Raw genomic sequence first — 26566 nt, 5'->3', positions numbered from 1 at the left:
GCGTGATAAGCATGAAGATAAGCAAGCGTGTCGCCAGCGCAGTGGCGGTAAGTTCACTTTCTCTGTCGGCATTCGCTGCTGATAAGGTCTATCTCAATCAGTGGGGTTTCACACCTGAGCAAAGCAAGGTTGCCATTGTGAAGAATGCATCCTCTATGCCCTTTACCGTCACCCGACTGAATAACGGGGCACAGGAATTATCGGCAACTACCCGTCCTTCCGGGAAGTGGGAGGATGCCGGCATGACGGTGTCACTGGCTGATATTTCAGCCATTACCGCTCCAGGGGAATATCGCCTCAGTGTTGACGGCGCTGATCCCGTAATATTTACCGTACATCCCAACCCTTATGGTGCACTGCATGATGCGGTCATTAAAGCCTATTACTATAACCGCGCAGGTATGGCGCTGGATCAGGCATTTGCCGGTAAATGGCACCGCCGTGCCGGGCACCCTGATACGCAAACGCTGACACTGGGTGCACCCGACACTGACCCGGTTGACCGCAGTAAAGGCTGGTACGATGCCGGCGATTACAACAAATACATTGTGAATTCCGGCATTTCCACTTACACGCTACTGCGAGCGTATCTGGATCACAGCGATTTTTACGACTCCCGTCACTGGAATATTCCTGAGTCGATGAACAACCGAGCAGACCTGCTGGATGAAATCCTGTGGAATCTCGACTGGATGGTTACAATGCAGGACAGCGACGGTGGTGTTTTTCATAAACTCACCACGCTTAGCTTTTCAGGGCCGGTAATGCCAGACGCGGCAACAGCAACACGTTATGCCACAGCGAAGAGCACCGCTGCAGCGCTGAACTTCGCCGCCGTGATGTCCGTGGCCGCACGGGTGTTTGACGAGCGCCGTGATGATTATCTTGAGCGCGCGAACCGTGCACTTCAGTGGGCTCAGAACAACCCAAAACAGTATTACACCAACGAAGACAACGTGAAAACCGGCCAGTATGGTGACACGTCATTGAGTGACGAGCATAACTGGGCTGCAATCGAATACGCTATCAGCCAGCGAAATAGCAAAATGCTTTCCGAACTGGCAGGTAAGTTATCTGCGGTATCCGCCCCGTCATGGGCAAACGTGACCGGACTCAGCTACCTGTCGCTCTTGCGCGATGCCAAAGGGCTTTTACGCGAGAACGAGTATCAAAGCGTAAAATCGCAGCTTGGTGCCTATGCCGACCAACAGGTGGACATCATGCAGGCCAATGCGTTTCGCATTCCGGTGGTGACCAAAGACTTCGTCTGGGGAAGTAACGCGGTCATGATGAATAAAGCCATGCTGCTTGAAAACGCTTACCGGTTGACCGACAAGCCGGTTTACCGTACCGCAGTATTTGCACTGGTAGATTACATTGGCGGGCGCAACCCTACCGGCTACAGTTTTGTCACCGGCTTTGGTAACAAGTCACCACGGTTTATTCACCATCGCCCTTCCGAGGCCGACGGCATCGCGGATCCGGTACCCGGCTGGCTGGCGGGCGGACCACAGAACGGACATCAGGATGGCTGTCGCTACCCTTCCGATCTACCCGCCACCTCGTACCTTGATGACTGGTGCAGTTATTCAACCAATGAAATTACGATTAACTGGAATGCGCCACTGGTGTATGTACTCGCCAGCGTCATCACCGGCAAGTGACGTTTTTGGATGACCATGCGGGCGGCTGAATTGCCGCCCAGCGCCCCCCCCTTCACCCGCTTTCTCACCGCTCCTTCCGCGTGCTTTTATTCATTTCCCCCGTTCGCACAGCGTTCGGACTCTGGTGTGAACAACCTGCTTTACCGGTGAACGGCAACCAGTAAACGCGGGGAAACCAAAAAGTTAACAAAACCCCCACTCTCAAGCGACTAATTTGTATTACTTTTTAATAGAACACCCAAAGTATGTTAATTAAATGTTGCGATTTATGTTTTTGCTATTGTGTTATTTGTGTCTTTCGTTGATTGCCCTCACCCCATCGCACAAAATTTAACCCAAGAATAAAAGTAACTGCGCCCCAAACGATGGGTTGCAGGTAATACCAATAATTCATCTGGGGTAACACATGAAGATGTCAAAACAGGACCAGCATTTTGGCCCTAACAGGAAGTTCAGGAAGTCCTTACTGGCGTTGTCGCTGGTGTCAGTTCTGCATACCGCCTATGCGCAGGAAACACCGGAAACCGAAGCCGAGGAAGAAGATGATGAATCTGTAGAAGTTATTGAAGTAAAAGGTATTCGCGGTAACCTGAATAGCGCACAGAATTTAAAGCGAATGTCAGATACGGTAGTCGATGCGATTACCGCAGAAGACATTGGCTCATTACCAGACCGCAGTGTACTTGAAGCTATTCAACGACTGCCTGGCGTAAACGTGGAGCGCTTCGCCGGTCCGGATGATCCAGACCACTTCAGTGTGGAAGGCAGTGGTGCGATTATTCGTGGTATGACGCAAACCCGCAGTGAGTTTAATGGACGTGACTCTTTCACAGCCAATAGTGGTCGAGGATTGTCATTTCAGGACGTCTCGCCCGAACTGATGGGCGGGGTTGATGTATATAAAAACCAGACCGCCGACATGATTGAAGGTGGTATAGGCGGTACGGTGAGCCTGCGTACCCGCAAGCCTTTTGATTCTGAAGACCGCGTACTGGCATTCAGTGGCGACTACTCTTATGGCGATCTGGCAGAAAAAGGGAGCCCGACTTATTCCGGCCTTTTCAGTGACCGGTGGGACATCCGCAATGGCGGTGAGGTTGGCTTTCTGGTTAACTTCGCCCACTCACAGTTATACGGTGAATCTCACGGGATTCAGTCAGATGCCTATGTCCCTTTCTATGCCCGCGATTTGGCAGGCGCAGAGGCGTTTGTGGGTGAAGACGGCGAAGGCACGGTGTGGATGCCTAATGCGTCAAACCTGCTGAAAAAGTTTGACGACCGCGAGCGTAAAGGGATCGCCAGTGCGCTACAGTGGCAAAACGAAGATGAAACCTTATTGGGTACCATCCAGTATATCCGTTCAGACGCACGCCTCTCCTGGCACGAACAGGCCGTGAAATATCAGGGTGGTTACTACTCGTTAGATGGCCGCCGCACACGCCCGCTGGAAGGCACATCGTTCTCCTTTGACGAAGACGGTCTGTTCGAAAACGGCACCATGACACAGGGTACGGATGGCTGGCGCGCAGCAGATGGCAATAACGACCGCATCATACGTTCATGGGAAGCGGGCGGTAGACCGCAATTCGGCTACCCAACGCAGTTTGATTCCCGCGTGAAAGATACCGAAACCCTGGTGGAAGACCTTTCATTTAACCTTGAATGGAAAGCCACAGAAAACCTCGAACTCTCTACTGACCTACAGTACGTAAAAGCAGAAACCTCTGATGACGATCTGGTAGTGCACACGGCAGCGTTTGCCGGGCAGTATTATGACGTGACAACATCGACACCGAACATGGCACTGCTGGAACCGTATTTTGGCTATCGCGATGCCAATCCAGGCGAATACGAGAGTGGAAACTACCCTGGCTTTACCGGTGATCCGGCAGGCGACACCAATTACTTCCAGGACCCAACATCTTATTTTCTTCGCAGTGCGATGGATCATTGGGAGCGTTCCGAAGGTGATTCCAAAGCCATCCGTTTTGACGGCAAATATTATCCGGACAGTGAGGGATTAATTACGTCTATTCAGGCGGGTGCCCGCTATGCCAAGCGTGATCAGACCGTACGTTCTACCAGCTGGAACTGGGGGCCTTTAGGTCCGGAATATTCCAGCGCTGCGCCTGCTGGCTGGCTTGACCAAATTCCGGTAGACAGTTCCAACTTTGAGCTGGTGGACTGGACCGATTTCCACGGTGGTGGTGTCGCCAATATTCCTGGCGGCCAGACCATTCATGCGACTGAAGACTATGTACGCTCAATTATCGGCGGAGCCATGCCTTACATGACCGCAGGCGGTAGTTGGGAACCATACCGTGACCGCGATGGTGTAGACGCAGAATTCGGCCTGTTCACTCCCGGCGAAATAAACTCAACGCAGGAAACCAATAAAGCCATTTACGTTCGCGTTAACTTCGAAGGCACCGGAGATCTGCGCTACAGCGGTAACATCGGGCTACGTTACGTCAACCTCAAAAGAACCGCAAAAGGGGCCATCACCTTCCCGGACCTGCTGCCTGACTTCCCGCCACCAGAGTCGTTGCAAAGCCAGCGCCTGACACCGGAAATCGTGACCGCGTGGGTGAATGAGCAAATCGCCGCTGGCAACTATGCCACGTTTGAAGAAGCCGTAGAGGCCGAGGAAAACCGTTGGATTGGCGAACAAATCAACTATCTTTCCGAAGGCGACCGCGCATTTGGTAACGACGCCGAGCAGCAACTGTCAGCAGAAACCGAATTTGATATGTTCCTGCCAAGCTTCAACATTAAAGTGGAACTTACCGACGAGCTTCTGGCACGCTTCGCTTTCTCAAAAGCCGTTGCCCTGCCGGATATGGGCGATGTCAGAAACCGCGCCACACTGGGTAACGAACCGGTGACCAGCGTGCGCCCGCAGACCGACCCTGAAAATCCGCCACCGCCGGAAGAGAACCTCATTCAGTACAGCTATGTACCTGCGTGGACGGGCTCTGGTGGTAACCCGTTCCTGGAACCTATGGAGGCCATTCAGTATGACTTCGCATTGGAATGGTATTTCGCAGAGGTGGGTCAGTTAAGTGCCACGATATTCCACAAAGATCTGAAGAACTATTTTATTCAGGGAGCAGCGGCGCGTGAATACACCAACCCGGAGACCGGACAAACCCAGGCCGTACTGCTGAACAGTACGACCAACGGTGGCGACGGAAAAATGGATGGTATTGAGATTGCCTATCAGCAGTTTTTCGACATGCTGCCATCGCCGTGGAACGGCTTCGGTGTGCAGGCCACTTTCACTTACATTGATGCCGGCGGCGTGCCAAACAATGAAGTGGATGCTGACAGTGAAGACTGGGTAGGTGATGACTTCACCGACACCGGTATCCGCGTAAACCTGGATAACGTGCCGTTGCAGGGGCAGTCTAAGAAGACCGCTAACCTGGTGGTAATGTATGAAAAGAACGACTGGAGTGCCCGTCTTGCTTATAACTGGCGCTCGCGTTATCTGCTGACAACCCGTGATGTCATTTCCAAAGCCCCACTTTGGTACGACGATCACGGACAGCTTGATGGTTCGGTGTTCTACAACATCAATGAGCACATTACGGTGGGCTTGCAGGGTACTAACCTGACGAATGCGCAGTCCGAGACCATCATGCAACTGAATAACGAAGGCCTGGAGGCTGGTCGTTCATGGTTTATAGCCGACCGTCGTGTGGCACTGGTTCTCAGAGCAAACTTCTGATGCCATGACCCACATGCTAACGCGACACACCGATGGGGATGTGTGCCCATTCAGGCTCATCGGTGATCACGCTGGCTATACACGCAGGAAGTTCTGTTAAGAGCTTCCTGCTTTTTCCGTTTTATTGCCACGGGTAACAATGCGGATAATACTCTACGCAACAGCCTGACGGCAGCGTCAGAAGAAATAATAAAAAGGCAGTGCACTATGGTGAAACCTTTACAGCACATACTTATTCTAGGTGGCGGTTCAGCCGGGTGGATGACGGCAGCGGCGCTCGGCAAAGTACTGGACACCAGCAAGACCGCAGTTACGCTGGTCGAGTCTGATGATATCGGCACCGTAGGCGTGGGCGAAGCCACCATTCCACAGCTTATGTTGTATAACGATCTTATCGGGCTGGATGAGGATGAGTTTGTCAGGGAAACCGGCGGCACGTTTAAACTGGGCATTCAATTTACTGACTGGGACAAAATCGGCAGTAAGTACTTCCATGCGTTTGGCGAATTGGGCAAAAACATGGAAGGCGTGCACTTTTATCAATACTGGTTACGCATGCAACAGCAAGGACTCGCTGGAGATCTTGACGATTACTCGCTGGCGTCTCAGGCGTGTTTGCAGAAAAAGTTCATGCGCCCTATCGATGCCGGCAACTCTCCGCTGTCAAAAATCGCCTATGCCTTTCACTTTGATGCTGGTTTATACGCCCGCTATTTACGCAAACTTGCTGAAGGCTGGGGCGTTAAACGTATTGAAGGAAAAGTCGATACGGTACAGCAACACGAGAACGGCGACATCGCCAGTGTGACGCTGGAAAACGGCGACGCGCTGGAAGCCGACTTTTTCATCGACTGTTCGGGCTTTCGTGCACTGTTAATTGAACAAACCCTGAATGCAGGCTTCGATGACTGGCAACACTGGTTGCCTTGTGACCGCGCAGTTACGGTAGGAACTGCACGCAATGATGAGCCCTGGCCCTTCACACGCGCCGCAGCACAGCAAGCAGGCTGGCAATGGCGTATTCCTTTGCAGCACCGCACTGGTAACGGACATGTCTACAGCAGCAAGTTTATGAGCGACGACGACGCGCTCGATATTCTTAAAAGTAACCTCGACGGCGATATGCTCGGCGAGCCCCGCCTTATCAAATTCAGAACCGGCATGCGTCGTAAAAGCTGGTCGCATAATTGTCTGGCGGTGGGGTTGTCTTCCGGGTTTATGGAGCCACTGGAGTCCACCAGCCTGCACCTGATACAGGTAGCCATCTCCAAGTTTTTCAGCTTCTTTCCCCACCAGGGTCAGTCACAACAGGATGTGGATGAATTTAACCGCCAAATGTGCTTCGAGTATGAGGCGATACGTGACTTTCTGATCCTGCATTATCATGCTACCAGCCGAACAGATACCCCATTCTGGCGCTACTGCAAAACCATGGATATTCCGGACGAATTGCAGAGAAAAATGGATTTATTTGAAGAGAATGGTCGCATTTTCCGTTTTAATAACGAGCTGTTTAACGACATCAGCTGGTTTGAAGTGATGTACGGACAAGGACTACGCCCCAGGGGCTATCATGCTCTAGCCAATCGCTACACCGATGAGCAGTTGACGCATCGTCTGGAAGAGATCCGTGGCGTGATCCGTCGTTCGGCTGACTACATGCCCTCTCACGATGATTACATTCGTGAGCATTGCCAGATGGCGCAATAACGATGGAAGTGCACACTGCACAAATGGGGCGGGAGTTGCAGCCGATTTTAATCATTGACGATGCCGCCCCTGCTGCAGACGTATTGAAACAACAGGCCGTTACTCAGTGTGTTGAGCTCTTTGAAAATGGTCTCTATCCAGGCTTGCGAGCCAGGACTATGGACATGTATAACGCGTTTCTGATTGACATCATTAATAAAGCTATCGCGCTGACAGGCTGCGATTTACCGGCCATTACTCAGGGAGAAAGTTACTTTTCCATGGTAACAAAATCACCTGGTGAGCTATCGCCGATACAGCGAGTTCCGCACTTCGACCAACCTAAACCGGACGAAATTGCTGTGGTCCATTACCTTTGCGAGCCTCAGCACGGCGGTACTGCATTTTACCGGCATCGCCGCACCGGCTTTGAGTATATCGATGAAAGCCGTCAGCGGGAGTATCTTCCTGCACTGGAACAGGACCTTCAGCGCCATCCACCTTCCCCGGATTATATTCACAGCAGTACCCCGCTGTTCGAGCGCATCTATTCAGTGAACGCTCGTTTTAACCGCCTTATTGCTTATCGCTGCAGCTCGCTGCATTCAGGCGATATTGGCGCTGGCTTTCGCCCGGTAATGGATCCCTACAAAGGACGTTTTACTGCTACCGCTTTTTTACGGCCATAGCCCGCCGCGTAAGCAGCAACAGAGAAGCCGCTGGCCTTCGTCACCCTGAGTCACCCACTCAGGCTATGGAAGTCAGAACGTTTACACTCGGCGGTACTCGTCATGCATTCCTCGTCTTTCGCATATCCTGCTCCGCTCCCCGACTGGCTTTCTTTTACCTGGAGCCGTCAGCCTATTTTTACGAATTCTAATTAGTCTATTGAGATTTTTAGGCTTTACCTTTACCCCCGCCTTTACTTCTGTGAACTTGCTTAAAATTTATCCCGGAGTCAGTCCGTCGTGAAATACCAAACCACTTCCCTTTGTTTACTTGTTATGGCAATCAGTGGCTGCGGCCCCTCTTCCAAAGCGCCAGCGCCACCGGAAAGAACCGGCCCTCCGACTATTCATCCGGAACAATGGCCGAAGCAGTCATCGCCGTTAACCACCAGCCTGGCTGTCGAGGCAAGAGTGGCAGAGCTGCTTGAGAAGATGACGCTGGAAGAAAAAGTCGGTCAGGTTATTCAGGCTGATATCGCCTCAGTGACACCAGAAGAAGTAAAAAAATACCATTTGGGCTCCATACTCAACGGCGGTAACAGCGCGCCGGGCAATGACAACCGTACCGCCGCTAAAAACTGGCTGGCACTGGCCGATGCGATGTGGCAGGCGTCAGTGGATACTTCCGATGGCTATCTTGGCATCCCGCTCATGTGGGGCGTAGATGCGGTGCACGGCCACAACAATATTGTTGGTGCCACATTGTTCCCCCACAACATCGGGCTGGGCGCCGCCAATGACGCTGAACTTATGACCCGTATTGGCGAAATCACTGCCAGAGAAATCCGCGTCACCGGTAACGACTGGACTTTTGCGCCGACAGTGGCTGTAGCGCAGGATGACCGCTGGGGACGCACTTTCGAGAGCTACTCGGAGCACCCGGACATTGTTGCCCGCTACGCAGGCGCATTGGTGACCGGGCTGCAGGGAAAAGTAAACACTGATGAATTTCTCAGCGATGAGCACGTGATCGCCACGGTGAAGCACTTCGTTGGTGACGGCAGTACTATTGGTGGTAAAGATCAGGGCGACAGTAATGTCTCTGAGGCAGAACTGCGTGACGTTCACGCCGCGGGCTATCCACCCGCTATTCAGGCGGGCGTGCAGGTGGCTATGGCGTCATACAACAGCTGGCACGGCACTAAGATGCATGGCTTCAAGGCGATGCTGACCGATGTACTCGTTGGTCGTATGGGTTTCGACGGCTTTGTGGTTGGTGACTGGAACGGCCACGGGCAGGTAAAAGGATGCGAGCCCACTTCCTGCCCTCAGGCATTCAACGCTGGTCTGGATATGTTTATGGCTCCTGACAGCTGGAAGGCGCTTTATGAAAATACATTAGCGCAGGTAAAAGATGGCACCATTTCTCAGTCTCGTCTGAATGAAGCGGTAAGCCGCATTCTGCGCGTTAAAGCCCGTGCTGGCATATTAGATTCTGTGCTGCCTTCGTCTCGGCCTTATGCCGGCGATTTTGATCTGCTGGGAAGTGATGAGCATCGCGCCGTCGCTCGCGAAGCGGTCAGAAAATCGCTGGTGTTACTGAAAAATAACAACGCAACACTGCCCATATCGCCCACGGCCACGATCCTGGTTGCAGGCGAAGCCGCCGATGATGTGGGTCAGGCTGCCGGAGGCTGGACATTAAGCTGGCAGGGAACGGGCAATAAAAACAGTGATTTCCCTAACAGTCAGTCGATTCTTGAGGGCTTACGTGAACAGGTCAGTAAGGCCGGCGGCTCGCTGAGCTACCTTCCGTCAGTGGGTGTCTCAGGAAGTATCGACGATACGCTGGCACCACAGCCGGATGTCGCCATCGTTGTGTTCGGCGAACAGCCTTATGCAGAATTCCAGGGCGATCGGCCTCATCTCGATTATCAGGACACCACTGCGCTGACTCAGCTGCAGGCGCTACAGGCAGCCGGCATTCCCACCGTGTCGGTGTTTCTGTCAGGTCGTCCTATGTGGGTGAATCCGGAAATTAATGCATCGGATGCCTTTGTAGCCGCCTGGTTACCGGGCACAGAGGGCGGCGGCATCGCCGATGTATTGCTTAGTGACAGCGACGGGGCACCACGTTACGACTTTACCGGGAAGCTGAGTTTCTCTTGGCCGGCAAGCCCGATGGATGCCAGACAAAACGGTGATCAGGCCAGCGCTGAAACACTTTTTCCTTTTGGCTACGGACTTAGCTACCGCGATGTCAGCACATTAGACACACTGGACGAATCAACGGCGGTGGCCGGTGACGGCGACCCCACCACACGCTTTCTGCTAGCCGGCGATCCTGTCACGCCTTGGCAGTTAATGATAACCGACAGCGTCGGCACAGAAGTGGTTTATCCTCCTCAGGCAACCAGCCCGGGTGGCGACCTGAGCGCCATTGCGGCAGACGATATGGCGCAGGAAGATACGGTTATTGTTACCTGGCAAGGTGCAGGCTCTGTGTCGATTCAGGGCGACGCCGTTGATTTAAGCCGTCAAAGTAACGGTGATATGGCACTGGCGCTGGAATACAAAGTCCTTGAGCCCACTGCTTCTGCCGTCAGTCTGGCACTAAAAAGTGACCAGCGAGATCCGGCTCAGGTTGATGTGACATCGTCTTTCGATCGCACCAGCGACTGGCAGACTCGCTATATTAAGCTAAGCTGTTTTAGTGACAAGGTCGATATGGAAAAACTCGTCTCTCCCATGCAAATTACCAGTGATGGTCCGCTTTCTATACAACTCCGGCAACTGGTTTTGGTGGCAAATCAAGGGCAGGCAAGTTGTCAGTTTTGAGCATTCCGCCATACTGAAATATCGAGCCGGGCACTGTCCCGGCTTTTTTAACTCACCAAATACGCAATTTATCGACACTGTATTGTGAAAAAAGATAATAGCTTGCCAGCACTACCTCATTACCATTCGTTAACAGTTTGTTTACTCTTACGCTCAATGGTGAACTACCACGATGGCCAGGAAAGCCAGCGAAGAATGTAAGGTTGTAGTAAGCAGGTCATAGGGAAACGATTGGGGACACACATGAAACGTAAACTACCATACAAAAAAACATTGCTGACGCAGAGCATCTCCCTGCTTCTGGGTACCAGTGTGATGATGCCAGTAATGGCACAACAAAACGATGTCGACATGCAGGACGACGAGCCGGTTGAAGTTATCGAAGTAACGGGCCTGAAATCGAGTCTGACAGAAGCGGCCTCCATTAAACAAAACTCTGTGGGTGTGGTTGACGCCATCTCTGCAGAAGATATCGGTAAATTCCCGGATACCAACCTTGCAGAATCACTGCAGCGTATTACCGGTGTTTCTATCAGCCGTTCAAACGGTGAAGGTAACGAAGTCACCGTGCGTGGTTTTGGTGGTCAGAACAACATGATCACCCTAAACGGCCGTATGATGCCTGCCGCTCAAACCTACGGTGGTGGTAGTGGTGCCGATGGTACCACTCGTGGCGGCAGTACCCGCGCTTTCGATTTCGGTAACCTCGCATCAGAAGGTGTGCGCGCGGTTGAAGTCTACAAAACCAGCAAAGCCGACATTGCAACCGGTGGTATCGGTGCCACTATCAATATTATCACTGCACGTCCGCTGGATAACCCGGGCTTCAGTGCAACCGTAGGTGCAAAAGCGGTTCATGACACAACTAACCGTGTGGGTGATGACGTTACTCCTGAGCTTTCCGGTTTGATGAACTGGACCAATGACGAAGCCAATTTTGGTGTTAACGTAGCGGCCGTCGTGCAGCAGCGTGACTCTGGCTACGTGGGTGCGACAGTAAACGACTGGAACATTGGTACCTGGGGCGATCCAAACGACCCTGACACCTTGTTCAACAACGCCGACATGTCTATTTATGATAATGCGCCGGAAGTAGGCCAGCTTTATGCTCGTCCGAACGACTTACGTTATGCATTCTCAGACCGTCAGCGTGAACGTAAGAATGCGCAGATTACACTGCAATATGCACCAGCAGACAATATGACCGCTACGCTGGATTATATTTTTGCTGAAAACGAAATTACTGAGCACCGTGGTGAAATTACCAACTGGGTTCAAAACGGCTCTAACGTGACCAATGTTGTGTTTGACGATGGCCCGGTAGCAACACCTATCTACATCGCTGAGAACTACAACGGCACCGTGGATGAAGGTTACGAGCAGCAGTATCGTGAGCAAACCAACACGCTGAACTCTCTGGGCTTAAACTTTGAATATTTCGTCAACGATTCACTGAAACTGAACTTTGACGTTCATAATTCAGAGATGGAAAGTTTGCCAAGCGGCCCTAGTGACAACCTGGCCTCGGGTGAAATTGCTGTGGGTATCGGTGCGCCTTCCGTTGCCTCTCGTGAATGGTGGTTCGATCCCGAGTTGCCAACGTACCGCAATGTGTATGACGATTCAGAGCGCGGTAACAACAACGGTGTAGTGGATGCCGGCGATGTGGGTTCCTCCATCCTACGCTTCCGTCACGCTTCACAGGTTACAGAAATCACGCAGTTCAAGTTTGACGGCACCTATTTCATGGACAACGGCAAGTTCCAGTTTGGTGTGGAAGGCCGTGCGATGGAAATGAATGCCCGCCAGACTGCCGGTGACAACATGACACTGGGTAACTGGGGCATTGCGAACCCAGGCGAATTCTCAGAAGGTCTGCTTGAGCCTATTGATGTTGGCGCACTGTTTGAAGACTTTGACATCGGCCAGAGCCAGGGCATTGGCTTTATCGGTGACCCGGTTGCACTCGCACGCGAAGGTATCGCTCTGTATCCGTCGGACGCTAACTACTTTGGTGTAAGCAGCGTATTCTCTACCAACGATACCGTGAAAGAAGACACCATGGCTGCCTACTTCCAGGTGCACATTGAGGCTGAGTGGAATGACATGCCAGTCAATGTGTTAGCCGGCGTTCGCTACGAAACTACCGATGTTGAGTCAACGTCGCTGGTTACGCCACCAAGCTATCTGGTATGGGAAAACAACAACGACTTCTCAGTCTTCACTGATCCAAACACAACAGCACAACCGCTGTCAGTGGATGCGGACTATGACAACCTGCTGCCAAGCTTAGACTTTGACATCATGCTAACCGACGATATCAAAGGCCGCTTCTCTTACAGCAAAACCATTGCCCGTGCCGGATACGGCGACCTGCGTGTATCACCGTCAAACTTCGGTCTGACCGGCTCAACCATCAATGGTGCGAGAGCAACAGCGTCTTCATCCAACCCGGCACTGTTACCACTGGAATCGGATAACTTCGATTTGTCTCTGGAATGGTATTACGACGAAAGCAGCTACGCGTCTGTCGGTTTCTTCGAGAAGCGTGTAGCGAACTTCATCGGTACTGGTCAGCAGGATCGCACGTTCTTCGGCATTCAGGACCAGACTGCAGGTCCACGTGCTATCGCAGCGGCAGAAGCCTTGCGTGAACGCGGATTTGCCGTAGATGACACGTCACTGTTCGCCATGATGGTACTGCTTGAGCACCCTGAAGCGTTCCCGAACGGCGCGGACGACTACACCGGTACCGCTGAGCAAATCCTGCGCTTAGGTGAAACTCCGGGATGGGATTTGATTCCTGAAGAAGGCGATCCGGACATGGTGTTCCGTACGTCTTATCCGCAAAACAACAGAGAAGCGAAACTGTACGGTGCCGAACTGGCTGTACAGCACTTCTTTGGTGATACCGGATTTGGTGTTCAGGCTAACTACACCATTGTTCGTGGCGATATCGGCTTCGACAACGAAGGCAATCCAAACGTATCTCAGTTCGCCCTTACCGGCCTGAGCGATACTGCCAACCTGGTTCTGCTTTATGAGAACTACGGCTGGACAGCGCGTGTTGCCTGGAACTGGCGTGAGAAATTCCTCAACCGTGCAAACTACAAAGGGTCTAACAACCCGGCGTACATTGAAGACTACTACCAGATTGATGCGAACGTCAGCTACGACGTAAGTGAAAATCTGACCGTCTTCGTTGAGGGTATTAACATTACTGACGAGAACAGCCGTGAGCACGGCCGGACACCAAATCAGCTTTGGTATCTGGAAGACTTAGGCGCACGCTACCACTTAGGTGCACGCTATACTTTCTGATAGCTGATATGCAACAAGCACAAGGCCACTTCGGTGGCCTTAGTGCGTTCAGCCACAAACAATTTTCTATTAAAGGCCATAGCGATAATGCTAAGCCAGACAGAGAGTTTATACGCAAGCCTGAAGTTTACCTGGCATAAACCGGTGTATTGCGCATAAGCTTTAAGTACTGACAACACTCGCAGATATCACAGTTTCGCAAACCGATGCTGCAGTAATAAAAAGCGCAGCGGGCAATAACAGTAAACCGTCGCGAGCGACGCTAGTGCAAGGCAAAGGTTATGCGGAAAACCGGAGTTTACATGGAGTAAATGAGGATTTTCCGCATAAGCTTTAACGCAGTAATAGCGAGCGCAGCAGGTTTTAAAAGGAAGTGATTAATGACAACCCAAAACAATACTTACACCCTACTCGACAATGTCACCCACAAAGATCTGCGTGTGAATACGCAATACCGTGCTGAGTTTGGCGACAATGTGGCGTCGGTTCCGGTTTTTGCGACTGAACTGGCGAATATATCGCGTCACTATCCGGTGCTGTTTTATCCTGAAGAGGCATCGGGCAGCTTTGTGATGACGGCATTGCTGGGCCTGGAAAAAGGCGAAAACCTGTTTTTGAATGAAAGCTTGCCGGCGGGCTATGAGCGCATTCGCGCTCAGGCTGGCTGGGCAGCTGATTATGTTCCGGCGATGATTGCTCGTGGGCCGTTTGCTATTGGCTTGCATGACAATGGCACGCAAGTGATGGTGCATGTGAATGAAAGCCACCCTAAGTTATCGACAAAAGAGGGCAAGCCGGTATTTTTACCGAAAGGCGGTAACTCAGATTATTTAAACCGCATTGCCTCTATTCTTAACGTTATTCACAGCGGTGTACCTGTCACCAAAGACATGATAAAAGCGTGGCAGGCACTGGAACTTCTTGAGCCGTTGAATGTAAATATTGATCTTGTTGATGGCACTAAACTGACACTGGGCGGGCACTATGCGGTGAGCGAAGAAAAAGTCGCAGGTTTGGGGCCGGATGAACTACATTCATTGCATCAGGACGGTTTTTTGCAGGGCTTATTTTTGGCTATGACATCGCTGAGTAACATTCAAACGCTGGTTGATTTAAAAAATGCGCGCAAGCAGCAGGAGCTTAAGGCTTATGCCGGATAGCATTGCGGGTATCAGTACACCGGTAAACGCCGTTCCCGGGACGGATGCGCCGGATATCAAAACCCTTGCAGAAACTGCGCAGCCCCTTATTTTACGGGGAATAGGCAGACACTGGTCGCTCACCGACCATGCACAGCAAAGCCCTGCTGATGCGGCGAATTACCTGAAACCATTTTACAATGGTCGGCCGTCCATGATTTATCGCGCCCCATCCAGTATACAGGGACGCTATTTTTACAGCGACAATGCCGCAGCGCTGAACTATGACAGCGTGCATGAAAAGGTTGACGGTTTCCTCGACGAATTGGCTGCTAACCCAGACGGTGTATCGCTTTACATGGCGTCAGCGCCGTTGGATAAGTTTTTTCCGGGCCTGAAAGCAGAAGTTCAGTTTTCAGAAACGCCTCAGCTGGTGCCGGACGAAAAATACGATCCGCTGGTCAGTATCTGGGTGGGTAACCGTTCACTGGCCTCGTGTCATTTTGACAACATGGAAAATATCGCTTGCTGCGTAGCCGGGCGCCGACGTGTCGTGGTATTTCCGCCAGATCAAATCGCTAACCTTTACCCCGGTCCGGTTGAACGAACACCGGGCGGTCAGGTAATCAGCATGATCGATTTTCACAACCCGGATCTGGAACGCTTTCCGCGCTTCCAGGAGGCCATGAAACACGCACAAATAGCCGAGCTTGAACCCGGTGATGGTATTTTCATACCCAGTATGTGGTGGCACCAGGTAGAAGGTCTGAGCGACTTTAATATTCTGGTGAACTACTGGTGGTCGCAGGCGCCAGCGTATGTTGGAAACGGCATGACCTCGCTTTTCCATGCCATGCTGGCAATTCGTGACCGACCCGAACGGGAAAAGGCTGCGTTTAAAGCGCTCTTTGACTATTACGTGTTTGGCGATGCTGACATGCCTGCCGAGCACATTCCCGATGCAGGTAAAGGCATGCTGGGGAAACTCGACGACTTAAAGGCCCGGCGTCTGCGGGCCCTTATCATCAATCAACTGAATAAGTAGCAGTATTATGACAACGCATCCAAAAAATATTGTTATCGCCGGAGGCGGCACCGCAGGATGGATCGCCGCAGCAGCGCTTGCCCGCAAAATGGGACCACTGGTGAATGTCAGACTGATCGAGTCTGAAACTATCGGCACTATCGGTGTGGGTGAGGCCACTATTCCGCCACTACGCACTTTTCACAAGCTGCTGCAAATTGATGAGCAGGCATTTATGCGTGCCACGGCCGCCACGTTTAAACTGGGTATTCAGTTTGAAAACTGGGGGCATATAGGCGAGAAGTATATTCACTCGTTTGGCGTGACCGGGCAGCAAAGCTGGCTGGCCGAATTCGTACATTTTTATTTAAGCGCGAAAGCCAGAGGGCTGGAAAGCGATTACGGTGACTACTGTTTTGAATTGGAAGCAGCCAGACAGCACAAGTTTGCTACGTCGCCACAAAGCAATATTCAATATGCCTACCACCTGGATGCCGGTGATTACGTAGCGTTTCTCAAGCGCTTTTGCAGCTCTCTGGGAGTCACACGCACCGAAGGCGTCATCGAGCAGGTCACACAGCATGACAGCGGCGATATCAAAGCCCTGCATCTGAAAGGCGGCGAGGTGGTAGAAGGCGATTTTTTCATCGACTGCACCGGGTTTAAGGGGCTGTTAATTGAAGAAACATTACAAAGCGGATTTGAGGACTGGTCGCAATGGCTAATGTGCGACAGTGCCTGCGCAGTACAGACCAGCGCTGCAGGTCCGGCAGTACCGTATACGCGATCGACAGCCCATCATGCCGGCTGGCAGTGGGAAATTCCCTTGCAACACCGGGTAGGTAATGGGTTGGTGTATTCCAGCAAGTTTATGACCGACGAGGAAGCAGAACGCACCTTACTGAAAAACGTGAAAGGCGAAGCGTTAACTACACCCAGAACACTGCGCTTTCAAACCGGGCGACGTAAAAAAGCCTGGAACCGAAACTGTCTGGCTCTGGGCCTGGCCAGCGGGTTTGTCGAGCCGCTCGAATCCACCAGCATTCACCTGGTCATCATGGGGATCACGCGCTTTATGCAGTTGTTCCCGCATTCTGGTCACGACCAGGCGCTTATCAATGAATATAACGAGCAAACTCAGCTAGAGCTTGAGCGGATCCGCGATTTTATTATTCTGCATTACCATGTGACCGAGCGTGAGGATAGCCCGTTCTGGAAGCACTGCAAGGAGATGGACGTGCCCGAATCGCTACAGCAGCGCATCACCTTGTTCAAAGAGCAGGCCCACGCATTCCAGAAACAAAATGAACTGTTTCGGGTAGACTCCTGGACGCAGGTGATGCTGGGACAGGGCGTGGTTCCTGAAAGTTATCACCCGGCGGCCACCATGCTATCAGATACCCAGCTAATGCAGTCGATGCGCCAGCAACGTGAGCGGGTGATGAATGCAGTGAATCAACTCCCCACTCATGAGTCATTTATCCAGCGTTACTGCGCCATGACCGAGGGCACGGTAGCCACGGCATCGTAGGCCGGTTTCGGTTTGCCATCACGGTCAAATAATAACGGGTAGTCGGTGCGTCCGCGCACCGGCCAGTTATTTTTCCAACTGGTGCCATCATGCGTCCCCCAGAATGTCACGCGGCTGATGCTCTTTCTGTGCTGATAAAACAGCGTGAACAAATCCTGATATCGCTGCGCAAGCGCGGTTTGTACCTCTTGTGGCAGTTGCTTCGCGTATGGATTTAATTCCTCTGCATAGGCAGCAATTTCGCTGATTTCAGCACCAATAGCAGCCTGTTTGGGAAACGGTAGTACGGAAATATCCAGCTCGGTAATCATGACCTCCACACCGAGTGACGCGAAAGCTTGAATCGACGCCTCAACCTGCGAGACCTTAGGAGAATGCAACATATAGTGTGCCTGCATGCCTATGCCACTGACTTTTATGCCCTGTGCCAGCAGCGACTTAACCAGGCGCACTGCCCCGTCACGCTTGGCTGGCGCATTCAGGTTATAATCGTTGTAATAAAGCTCGGCATCGGGGTCGGCCTCGGCGGCAAAGCGGAAGGCCTGCGCAATATAATCATCACCAATAATATCGCGCCAGCGCGAATCACGCAGCGTGCCATCTTCATTCAAGGCTTCATTCACCACATCCCAGCCGTATACGTCATTTTTGTAGCGTGTCATCAGCGTTGAGATATGCGACTGCATCCGCGAGAGTAACACCTCCCGGCTTACCGGCTTGCCCGACTCATCCTCAAATACCCAGTCCGGGGTTTGCTGATGCCAGATAAGCGTATGACCTACTACCTGACACTGACAGTCTTCAGCCTGCTGCATCAACGCGTCGGCTGCGGCAAAGTTATAGCCTTCTGGCGACGGATAGATGCGCTGCCATTTCATGTCATTCTCTGCCGTAAGCACATTGAATTCGCGCTGAAAAAGGGCTCTGGTTTGTGCATCGGGGTGAGTAAGCTGCTGATGGCTGGCAATACTGCCAATTAGAAAGGCATCCTGATAAATGTCTTTGAGGCCCTGTGCGCTTGCCATAGACGCACAAAGCACACCAACAAGCAGACTGAGTGATTTGACCATAATTTTCTCCTTTTCCACAGCCTATGTGTTCTTTATCTGGAGTGTAATTACGGGTTTTCGAATGCGATTTACTAAAAGTGGTAATGTTGCCTGTTAACGCACAAGAAGCATGCTGCGGCAGGTCGTAGCTGCCCACCGCATGCATCAGGCAAGGCACAGTAAATACCTGACTCGCGCTGGCAGAGTCAGGCTGCTTTCAGCCGCTTAACGTAGCTCCGGCATCGGCACCGCCTCTTCGGCACCTTGCACCGCATCTAACCTCTCAGCCCACGGGTCGCTGACCTCTTCGGCGGTAGCATCCATGTTGAAGATCATAATGTTTTGTTTTTCATTATCATAAGGTTGCCACTGCGGATATCGGGGAAGGTTAGGATCACCATCTTTGGCAAAGCTCACCACATAAGAGAAAACCCGTTCCGCAGCAGCTAGATCCTGCTCGCTGGCGTCGGGGTACTTGATATCTGCTGTATTAAAGAAAAAGGGGATCTCCGCGGCATGTGGGGTGCCCTGCCCGTTTCGCACCGACTCGGCCACATAGCCATATCGATACAAATACACATCCAGCCCCTGGGCTGTCAGTTGCTGAGCGACAAATCGTGCCGGCTCCTGCATCGCGCGGTCCTGTCCCACGGCAACGGCCAGCTCATTCAGTGGAGTATCGCCGCCCGGATCGTAAGCGTTTTGTGCATCCATGGCGTATTCACCAAAGCTGGCAAACAGCGCATCTTTATTTTGAAACGGCGCATAGCCGAGATCCTGACTGGTGGTGCCTATCATCAATGTGACCTTGGCTACTTTGCCCGCTTTCAGCAGCGCTTCGGTATGCCCTCTGACAATCTCACCATCCAGCAAGGGCGCACCAGGATAGGTAGGAGGATCTTGTGGTGGCTGGAACAGTGACGACAGATTAAAGCCATCCACGACAGCCTCGGCGGGTAGCTCACGCAACTTTGCCAGAGCCTCTGGCCCAGTACCTTTAATACCGTACTTTTGCGCGAAATTCACACCTATTTGCTCTGCAGACGGCTCGCCGTTTTCAGTGTCGAATATGGCCCGTGCACGCATCAGTCCACGCCCCCCGCCTGACATAACCACGGCCCGTTGAAACAGTCCGCTGGCGGTAGGTGTGGTCAACAGGTTGAATACCGACGCGCCACCAGCAGACTCGCCGATAACCGTGACATTTTGCGGATCGCCGCCAAAAGCCGCAATATTATTTTGTACCCACTGCATCGCGGCTATCTGATCTTCAAATCCGTAGTTGCCAATTGGCCCGTCACTGGCTTCGGTTAACGCAGGATGCGCAAAGAAGCCGAACCGCCCCAGACGGTAATTGAAACTGGCAAAAACCACCCCCGAACGCGCAAATGATTCGCCGGAATAGGTGGCCGGTGATGCGCCGCCGTTCACAAACCCGCCACCATGGATCCACACCACCACCGGGCGTTTATCCTGCGTGTCTTCAGTGTGTTCAGGTGTCCACACGTTCATATATAAGCAGTCTTCCGCGGGCTCCTCTCCCAGCGGGGCGGCATCGCCGGCAAATGGCTTTTGCATGCAGTCATTGCCAAAACGTGTAGCGGCTTTTACCCCCTCCCAGTTGTCAACGGTTTGAGGTGAACGCCAGCGTAGCTCGCCGACCGGCGGCCTGGCGTAAGGGATCCCTTTATACACACTGATACCACTCTCATTCATTCCCTCTACCATACCTGCCGTCGTCACCGCTCTTGGCGCAACCACCGGAGCATCTGACACAGGTTCCTGTTGGCTACAGGCACTAAACAGTAACAGCGAACTCAGCGATAACAATAGGCGGGAGTAGCTCATCAGCACATTTCCTTTTTAATAAATTTGCAGACGCAGAACTGACGTTTGCTTTTTTTACCTTCTAACCGGCACGCTACGTGGGCCTGATACCGGCGTAGCGTAAATACCTTTGCACAACTTAGTGCACCAGTAAATTGAATTAGCCTGAAAGCGTTATGAAGGCTTTTCGAATATCTATACACAACGGCAACCGGCCTGGGGCGGCAGACATAAACCCCCGTTATGGCAGCGTGCCGGCGAAGGGTAGCCGCAACACTTTGCCCAGTTTTGCTCACAACGTCGCTTACAACAAGGCTGAGCTGTTCGCTGTTGCTTTGCAATCAGATTGCTCTGGCAATTATGACTGATTCATGCGCGATGATCTGATACGCACTTTGCTGCGTTGAATAACGCCAAGTTTTGCACACTAAGCAGTGCCGTTTCCTGACCAGCAGTGGCAGAATAACGCTGTCGTCATTTATTGGTGAAATTCCCCTTAATTTTCAAAAAAGTAATGACTATACTGCTATCATGCGTTTACAAAAATAACCCGAACTACCCTCTGCAACGTTTAATAGCCGCAGACAGTTTAACGCAACACGTTTATACACGTATTAGAACAGACGGGAGCATCAGGTAACCATGAGTTTATTCTGGATAACGGCGATCATGCTATGCAGTGTGTTTGTACCGTTGTTAACTGAAAGATTTGGACGTACGGCGGTTACACTATGCACCATGATCGCGCCCGCGATTGCCCTTGCCTATGTCATAAGCCTGATGCCAACAGTACTGGCAGGATATACGGTTTTAGAGCAGCTCCAATGGCTTCCCTCGATTGGTCTTAACTTGTCGATGCGACTCGACGGTCTGTCGTTAATGTTTTGCCTGCTTATTCTGGGTATCGGGCTTCTTATCATTATTTATGCCCGTTATTATTTATCTGACAGAGAGTCTGTAGGACGCTTTTTTGCCTATTTAATGCTGTTTATGTCGGCTATGTTGTCGATAGTGCTGGCCAACAACGTATTGCAGTTGTGGATGGCGTGGGAATTAACCAGCATCAGCTCGTTCCTGCTCATCAGCTTCTGGGCTACAAAAACCGAATCGCGCAAAGGCGCACGTATGGCACTTACGGTGACCGGGGCCGGTGGCCTGGCACTCCTCGCAGGTTTACTGCTTATTTCAGATATTGTCGGCAGTTACCAGGTTGACGTTATCCTTTCCAGCGGCGACATCTTGCGGGAGCACGCCCTTTATCCTGTTGTACTGTCGTTGATTTTGCTGGGTGCGTTCACGAAATCTGCACAATTCCCATTCCATTTCTGGTTGCCACACGCGATGGCAGCTCCAACACCAGTAAGTGCTTACTTACACTCAGCCACCATGGTTAAAGCGGGTATTTTTCTACTGGCGCGATTCTACCCGGTACTGGCAGGCACCGACATGTGGTTTTTAATTGTCACTGTGGCAGGCCTGCTGACGCTGGTTATGGGCGCGTATGTGGCAATGTTCAAACACGACCTTAAAGGCCTGCTGGCCTACTCTACCGTCAGCCACCTCGGACTTATCGTGTTATTGCTGGGGCTCGACACCAAGCTGGCCACTGTCGCCGCGCTGTTCCATATTATGAATCATGCATTGTTCAAGGCGTCGCTGTTTATGGCCGCCGGCGTGGTCGATCATGAAACCGGCACTCGGGATATGCGAAGGCTTTCCGGGTTATGGCCGTACATGCCGCACACCGCCACACTGGCAATGATTGCGTCGGCGTCGATGGCGGGCGTTCCTTTATTTAACGGCTTTTTATCCAAAGAAATGTTCTTTGCCGAATCACTGCATCAGGAAACACTCGGGTATCTGTCGTGGATGATCCCGGTGCTGGCCACGCTGGGCGGCATTTTTGCCGTAGCGTATTCACTGCGCTTTGTGCACGACGTATTTTTCGGCGACGAACCGGAAGATTTACCGAAAGATCCTCACGAGCCACCACGCTACATGAAAGTCCCTATCGAGATCCTGGCCGCATTATGTTTGGTTGTCGGGATATTCCCTGCTTTCATGGTGGGCGACTTACTGTCGTCAGCGGCATCAGCTGTCATCGTTGGCGAATTACCGTACTACAGCCTCGCTATCTGGCATGGTTTCAACCTGCCGTTGTTGATGAGTATGGTTGCCATTGTGGGAGGCATGATTGTGTATTTCTACCGAAACGAGGTGTACCGGTTCCAGTCTCAGTTCCGGGAGTCTGACGCAAAACTGGTCTTCGAAGGTCTGATACAGCGCATCGTTGCCGCTGCCAAACGCGCCCATGAGTATATGGACAATGGCTCGCTTCAGCGGTACATGTCTATGCTTTTGTTGTTCACCATCGTGATCGCCACCGTGCCGCTGATTAATCTGGAGACCTCCACAGTGTTGCCTCCTGATCAACCCGTTACCGCAACAGAAATCGTAGCGGCTTTTATTTTATGCCTAAGTGCTGTCGGCACCGTGATCTTCCATCGCAACCGTATGTTTTCACTTATATTGTTGTCAGTCGTGGGATTAATCGTGTCGATAGCTTTTGCCCGCTTTTCGGCACCAGACCTCGCCCTTACCCAGCTGGCGGTGGAAGTGGTAACGGTTATTTTGCTGATGCTGGCACTTTACTTCCTGCCGCAGAAAACCCTGATCGAATCGGCGCCGTCGCGAATCGTCAGAGACCTGGTCATTGCCGCAGCTATCGGCGGTATCGTGGCAACGGTCAATTACGCGTTCATTACTCAACCGCTGGACAGCATCTCCGATTACTTTATCGCCAATAGTAAAACCGGCGGTGGTGGCACCAACGCAGTAAACGTGATCCTGGTAGATTTCCGTGGACTGGATACTCTCGGCGAAATACTGGTATTGGGTATTGCAGCCATTGGCATCTTTAAATTACTGGCAGGCATACGGTTGTCTATGACCAACGCAGATGAAAATGGCCTGCCGTGGTCCAAAGATGTTCACCCACCCATTTTAATTATGATTTCACAAAGTCTGCTTCCACTGGCGTTGCTGGTGTCGTTTTACATCTTCTTGCGTGGTCATAACATGCCCGGCGGCGGCTTTATCGCCGGACTTATTACCTCAGTGGCCCTCATTCAGCAGTACATTGCTCATGGTGTGGACTGGATTAAACCCCGCCTGAAAGTGAATTACCAATCACTGATCGCCTGGGGCGTCCTGATAGCTGCATTTACCGGCATGGGGAGCTGGTTCTTTGACCGTCCGTTCCTGACAAGCTGGTTTGATTATTTTGATATTCCGCTCATTGGAAAAATCGAGCTGACAAGCGCCCTCATTTTCGACCTGGGCGTGTATCTAACCGTAGTAGGGGCAACATTACTGATTCTGGCAAACCTCGGTAAGCTGACGTCAGTCCGGTATCGCCCAACGATGGAGGAATAGTGGAAACTTTATACGTAATTTGTGTTGGTATGGTAACGTTTTGCGGTGTTTTTCTGTGCTTGCGAGGCCGTACGTTCTCTGTTGTCGTTGGGTTAACCATGCTGTCTTATGCAGTAAACCTCTTCCTGTTTTCCAGTGGCCGCCTCAGCCTGGAAGGTTCAGCCATTCTCGGTACCACCGAGAACTATGCCGATCCTTTACCGCAAGCCCTGGTGCTTACCGCCATTGTTATTGGCTTTGCCATGATTGCCTTTGTAGTGATCTTGTCGATGCGAGCCCGCGCTGATCTGGGTAACGACCTGGTGGACGGTCGTGAACATCCTGACTCCGACAAACTGGTAAAAACCGTCAGAGGTAAACCATGAGTTTTCATCTGCCTATTTTGCCAATTCTGATACCGCTGATTGGCGGGCTACTGATGTTGTTGCCGCCATTTATTGGGGTGGAGCGCTACCGTCACAGGCGGGTGGCAACCTTGTTGCTAACGCTGTTACAAGTAGCCTGCGGCATCTGGCTGATGGTTACCGTCAGCCAGCATGGCGCGCTGATGTATGCTGTAGGAGACTGGCAACCGCCATTCGGCATAATTCTGTACGCCGACCTGCTCTCGTCCATGCTCATTGCGCTAACCAGTTTTCTGGGTCTGGGTATCACCCTGTACTCATTTGCAGGCACCGACCGTGAAGGTAAGTACTACCACCCGTTAATTCAGTTTCAGCTGTTGGGCATAAGTGGTGCGTTTCTGACAAACGATTTGTTTAACCTGTTTGTTTTCTTCGAAGTGCTGCTTATCGCGTCTTACGCGCTGATGGTGCATGGCGGCGGAAAACAAAAAACCCTCGCAAACGTGCATTACGTTATTCTGAACCTCATCGGCTCGAGTTTATTCCTGATTGCGCTGGGAACCCTTTACGCCGCCACCGGCACGCTGAATATAGCAGATATGTCACAACGGATGGCTGAGTTAGGCCCAAGCCAGAAGGTGATTGCGCAGGTGGGTGGGTCGTTACTGTTGGTGGTATTTGGACTTAAGGCGGCAATGCTGCCATTGCACTTCTGGCTACCGCAAACTTACGAGGCCGCCAGTGCGCCGGTAGCAGCGCTGTTCGCGATTATGACCAAAGTAGGTGTGTACTGTATATTTCGCGTATTTACGGTGATTTTTGGAGACACCGCCGGTGACTTGGCCGGCATGGCCGAGCCCTGGATCTGGGTACTGGCAATTCTTACCGTTACTGCTGGCTCGATCGGCGCACTTGCAAGCCCAAATTTGCGTACGCTCAACAGTAATCTAATCATCGTGTCTGTGGGCACATTGCTGATTGCCTTTGCCTTGCGCACGCCCGAGGCGACAGCGGCAGGGTTATTTTACCTGATTCACAGCACAGTCATCTCAGCTACCCTGTTTTTAGTTGCTGACATGGTAGGCCAGCAGCGGGGTAAAGCGCTGGACCGTTTCGTTTTAGCCAGAAAAGTAAAACAACAGACCGCATTTGGCATACTCTTTTTTATCGCCGCGCTTGCCGTTGCCGGGCTACCACCATTTTCCGGCTTTCTAGGCAAACTGATGGTGCTTCAGGCGGCAACCGGTGCGGCTGAAAAACTGTGGGTGTGGACGTTTGTGCTTATCTCCAGTCTGGTAACCATTGTCGCGTTGTCCAGAGCTGGCACCACCCTGTTCTGGCGCTATCCTGAAAACAGCGACCCGTCTGATTCTAAAAGCGCATCAATATGGCAGCTTTCCGGTGCCGTGTTGCTGCTGGTAGCGTCTCCTGCGATGGTTGTTTTTGGCGGTTACGTCATTCAATACACTACTGACGCCGCGGCGCAATTACACAATGTGCCCTATCTTCTCGAGGCCATGAATCTTCGGGAGGGCGCGCAATGAACATCGTTTCCAAACTACTTCCCACGCCACTGCACAGCCTGATGCTGCTGATAGTCTGGCTGGCATTAAATGCTTCAATAGGCGTTGGCCATATTCTGTTGGGGACAGCACTAGGCATTATTATTCCGCTACTGTGCCAGCCGCTGCGAATGCCTGAAGCCCCGGTAAAGCGCCCGTTGAAAGTGTTCAGTTATATCGGGATTGTGCTAAAGGATATTCTGGTTGCCAATGTGCAGGTTGCGCTTCTGGTGGTTGGCCCCATGCGTAAGATTAAACCCGGCTTCGTGGCGGTGCCGCTGGATTTACCAAACATTTTTCCTATCACTGTGCTGGCCAGTACCGTGACTATGACCCCAGGAACACTAAGCTGTGAAATATCGTCAGATAGAAACTGGCTTTATGTGCATGTTCTGAATATGCCTGACGACGAGCAGGAGGTCATAGACTTCATCAAACAGCGTTATGAAGCGCGCATTAAGGAAATTTTCGCATGCTAGATTTCACTGTAATCGTGGTTGCCGCCATGATCTGTGTGGCGCTGGTACTGAATTTGTGGCGTCTGCTCATCGGTCCGCATGTTGTCGACAGGATCCTGGCGCTGGATACCATGTATATCAACAGCATTGCCTTAATTTTACTGTACGGCATATACAATCGCACCGGACTTTACTTTGAGGCCGCACTGTTAATTGCCATGCTGGGGTTTGTCAGCAGTGTCGCGTTTGGCAAATACCTGCTTCGCGGCGACATTATCGAGTAGGAG

17 protein-coding genes are annotated in these 26566 nt (G+C 51.9%); 15 read left to right on the top strand and 2 right to left on the bottom strand.

Going from position 1 to position 26566, the window contains the following annotated elements; translation table 11 throughout:
* The first annotated feature begins 11 nt into the window (after nucleotides 1-11).
* From ACLBLI_RS00540 to ACLBLI_RS00495, 10 genes are all read left to right on the top strand, one after another.
* A complete protein-coding gene (locus ACLBLI_RS00540) occupies nucleotides 12-1664 on the top strand; it encodes a glycoside hydrolase family 9 protein (RefSeq protein WP_414829248.1) in 1653 nt (550 codons plus the stop codon).
* 406 nt (nucleotides 1665-2070) lie between these two features.
* Nucleotides 2071-5394: a TonB-dependent receptor gene (locus ACLBLI_RS00535; protein ID WP_414829247.1), complete on the top strand. Its 3324-nt coding sequence runs from the start codon at nucleotides 2071-2073 to the stop codon at nucleotides 5392-5394.
* A 207-nt stretch (nucleotides 5395-5601) separates the two neighbouring features.
* The gene (locus ACLBLI_RS00530) at nucleotides 5602-7104 is read left to right on the top strand and encodes a tryptophan halogenase family protein (RefSeq protein ID WP_414829246.1); all 1503 of its coding nucleotides are present in this window, start codon (nucleotides 5602-5604) and stop codon (nucleotides 7102-7104) included.
* A 2-nt stretch (nucleotides 7105-7106) separates the two neighbouring features.
* Nucleotides 7107-7772, top strand: a complete 666-nt coding sequence (locus ACLBLI_RS00525) for a DUF6445 family protein (protein WP_414829245.1) — start codon at nucleotides 7107-7109, stop codon at nucleotides 7770-7772.
* Between the two features lie 279 nt (nucleotides 7773-8051).
* The gene (locus tag ACLBLI_RS00520) at nucleotides 8052-10589 is read left to right on the top strand and encodes a glycoside hydrolase family 3 N-terminal domain-containing protein (RefSeq protein WP_414829244.1); all 2538 of its coding nucleotides are present in this window, start codon (nucleotides 8052-8054) and stop codon (nucleotides 10587-10589) included.
* 243 nt (nucleotides 10590-10832) lie between these two features.
* Nucleotides 10833-13910, top strand: a complete 3078-nt coding sequence (locus ACLBLI_RS00515; RefSeq protein ID WP_414829243.1) for a TonB-dependent receptor — start codon at nucleotides 10833-10835, stop codon at nucleotides 13908-13910.
* Between the two features lie 8 nt (nucleotides 13911-13918).
* Nucleotides 13919-14050, top strand: a complete 132-nt coding sequence (locus ACLBLI_RS00510; RefSeq protein ID WP_414829242.1) for a hypothetical protein — start codon at nucleotides 13919-13921, stop codon at nucleotides 14048-14050.
* 240 nt (nucleotides 14051-14290) lie between these two features.
* On the top strand, nucleotides 14291-15070 hold the full coding sequence (locus ACLBLI_RS00505) for a SapC family protein (RefSeq protein ID WP_414829241.1): 780 nt from the start codon (nucleotides 14291-14293) through the stop codon (nucleotides 15068-15070).
* The gene (locus ACLBLI_RS00500) at nucleotides 15060-16094 is read left to right on the top strand and encodes a cupin-like domain-containing protein (RefSeq protein ID WP_414829240.1); all 1035 of its coding nucleotides are present in this window, start codon (nucleotides 15060-15062) and stop codon (nucleotides 16092-16094) included. Before ACLBLI_RS00505 ends, ACLBLI_RS00500 begins: the two co-directional genes overlap by 11 nt.
* 7 nt (nucleotides 16095-16101) lie before the next feature.
* On the top strand, nucleotides 16102-17604 hold the full coding sequence (locus ACLBLI_RS00495; RefSeq protein ID WP_414829239.1) for a tryptophan halogenase family protein: 1503 nt from the start codon (nucleotides 16102-16104) through the stop codon (nucleotides 17602-17604).
* Here the strand turns inward: ACLBLI_RS00495 and ACLBLI_RS00490 are convergent.
* A complete protein-coding gene (locus ACLBLI_RS00490) occupies nucleotides 17562-18674 on the bottom strand; it encodes an endo-1,4-beta-xylanase (RefSeq protein ID WP_414829238.1) in 1113 nt (370 codons plus the stop codon). The two genes, ACLBLI_RS00495 and ACLBLI_RS00490, sit on opposite strands and share 43 nt — an antisense overlap.
* A 204-nt stretch (nucleotides 18675-18878) precedes the next feature.
* Nucleotides 18879-20501 (bottom strand): carboxylesterase/lipase family protein, encoded by a 1623-nt coding sequence (locus tag ACLBLI_RS00485; RefSeq protein WP_414829237.1) that lies wholly within the window; start codon nucleotides 20499-20501, stop codon nucleotides 18879-18881.
* A 621-nt stretch (nucleotides 20502-21122) separates the two neighbouring features.
* On the opposite strand from ACLBLI_RS00485, the gene ACLBLI_RS00480 reads away from it, so the two are divergent.
* Genes ACLBLI_RS00480 through ACLBLI_RS00460 form a run of 5 tightly spaced genes read left to right on the top strand, consistent with a single transcriptional unit; the run spans nucleotide 21123 to nucleotide 26563 of the window.
* Nucleotides 21123-23915 (top strand): monovalent cation/H+ antiporter subunit A, encoded by a 2793-nt coding sequence (locus tag ACLBLI_RS00480; protein ID WP_414829236.1) that lies wholly within the window; start codon nucleotides 21123-21125, stop codon nucleotides 23913-23915.
* The gene (locus tag ACLBLI_RS00475) at nucleotides 23915-24280 is read left to right on the top strand and encodes a Na+/H+ antiporter subunit C (protein WP_414829235.1); all 366 of its coding nucleotides are present in this window, start codon (nucleotides 23915-23917) and stop codon (nucleotides 24278-24280) included. The genes ACLBLI_RS00480 and ACLBLI_RS00475 overlap by 1 nt, the downstream gene beginning before the upstream one ends.
* Nucleotides 24277-25803 carry a monovalent cation/H+ antiporter subunit D gene (locus tag ACLBLI_RS00470; RefSeq protein WP_414829234.1) on the top strand — a complete coding sequence of 509 codons (1527 nt, stop codon included), beginning with the start codon at nucleotides 24277-24279 and terminating at the stop codon, nucleotides 25801-25803. The genes ACLBLI_RS00475 and ACLBLI_RS00470 overlap by 4 nt, the downstream gene beginning before the upstream one ends.
* Nucleotides 25800-26300, top strand: coding sequence for a Na+/H+ antiporter subunit E (locus tag ACLBLI_RS00465; RefSeq protein ID WP_414829233.1), 501 nt, complete (start codon nucleotides 25800-25802; stop codon nucleotides 26298-26300). The genes ACLBLI_RS00470 and ACLBLI_RS00465 overlap by 4 nt, the downstream gene beginning before the upstream one ends.
* Nucleotides 26294-26563: a K+/H+ antiporter subunit F gene (locus ACLBLI_RS00460; RefSeq protein WP_414829232.1), complete on the top strand. Its 270-nt coding sequence runs from the start codon at nucleotides 26294-26296 to the stop codon at nucleotides 26561-26563. The genes ACLBLI_RS00465 and ACLBLI_RS00460 overlap by 7 nt, the downstream gene beginning before the upstream one ends.
* The last annotated feature ends 3 nt before the right edge of the window (nucleotides 26564-26566 follow it).

Origin of the sequence: Alteromonas sp. H39, from assembly GCF_047556435.1 — a bacterium.
Taxonomy (GTDB): Bacteria; Pseudomonadota; Gammaproteobacteria; order Enterobacterales; family Alteromonadaceae; genus Alteromonas.
The sequence above is the reverse complement of the archived record's forward strand: the minus strand, read 5'-3'. Positions and strand labels throughout refer to the sequence as shown.

What these genes read in the sequence shown, in the direction of transcription:
- ACLBLI_RS00540 (WP_414829248.1), top strand. Translation starts at nt 12, where the DNA reads ATGAAGATAAGCAAGCGTGTCGCCAGCGCAGTGGCGGTAAGTTCACTT.
- ACLBLI_RS00535 (WP_414829247.1), top strand. Translation starts at nt 2,071, where the DNA reads ATGAAGATGTCAAAACAGGACCAGCATTTTGGCCCTAACAGGAAGTTC.
- ACLBLI_RS00530 (WP_414829246.1), top strand. Translation starts at nt 5,602, where the DNA reads ATGGTGAAACCTTTACAGCACATACTTATTCTAGGTGGCGGTTCAGCC.
- ACLBLI_RS00525 (WP_414829245.1), top strand. Translation starts at nt 7,107, where the DNA reads ATGGAAGTGCACACTGCACAAATGGGGCGGGAGTTGCAGCCGATTTTA.
- ACLBLI_RS00515 (WP_414829243.1), top strand. Translation starts at nt 10,833, where the DNA reads ATGAAACGTAAACTACCATACAAAAAAACATTGCTGACGCAGAGCATC.
- ACLBLI_RS00510 (WP_414829242.1), top strand. Translation starts at nt 13,919, where the DNA reads ATGCAACAAGCACAAGGCCACTTCGGTGGCCTTAGTGCGTTCAGCCAC.
- ACLBLI_RS00505 (WP_414829241.1), top strand. Translation starts at nt 14,291, where the DNA reads ATGACAACCCAAAACAATACTTACACCCTACTCGACAATGTCACCCAC.
- ACLBLI_RS00500 (WP_414829240.1), top strand. Translation starts at nt 15,060, where the DNA reads ATGCCGGATAGCATTGCGGGTATCAGTACACCGGTAAACGCCGTTCCC.
- ACLBLI_RS00495 (WP_414829239.1), top strand. Translation starts at nt 16,102, where the DNA reads ATGACAACGCATCCAAAAAATATTGTTATCGCCGGAGGCGGCACCGCA.
- ACLBLI_RS00490 (WP_414829238.1), bottom strand. Translation starts at nt 18,674, where the DNA reads ATGGTCAAATCACTCAGTCTGCTTGTTGGTGTGCTTTGTGCGTCTATG.
- ACLBLI_RS00485 (WP_414829237.1), bottom strand. Translation starts at nt 20,501, where the DNA reads ATGAGCTACTCCCGCCTATTGTTATCGCTGAGTTCGCTGTTACTGTTT.
- ACLBLI_RS00480 (WP_414829236.1), top strand. Translation starts at nt 21,123, where the DNA reads ATGAGTTTATTCTGGATAACGGCGATCATGCTATGCAGTGTGTTTGTA.
- ACLBLI_RS00470 (WP_414829234.1), top strand. Translation starts at nt 24,277, where the DNA reads ATGAGTTTTCATCTGCCTATTTTGCCAATTCTGATACCGCTGATTGGC.
- ACLBLI_RS00465 (WP_414829233.1), top strand. Translation starts at nt 25,800, where the DNA reads ATGAACATCGTTTCCAAACTACTTCCCACGCCACTGCACAGCCTGATG.
- ACLBLI_RS00460 (WP_414829232.1), top strand. Translation starts at nt 26,294, where the DNA reads ATGCTAGATTTCACTGTAATCGTGGTTGCCGCCATGATCTGTGTGGCG.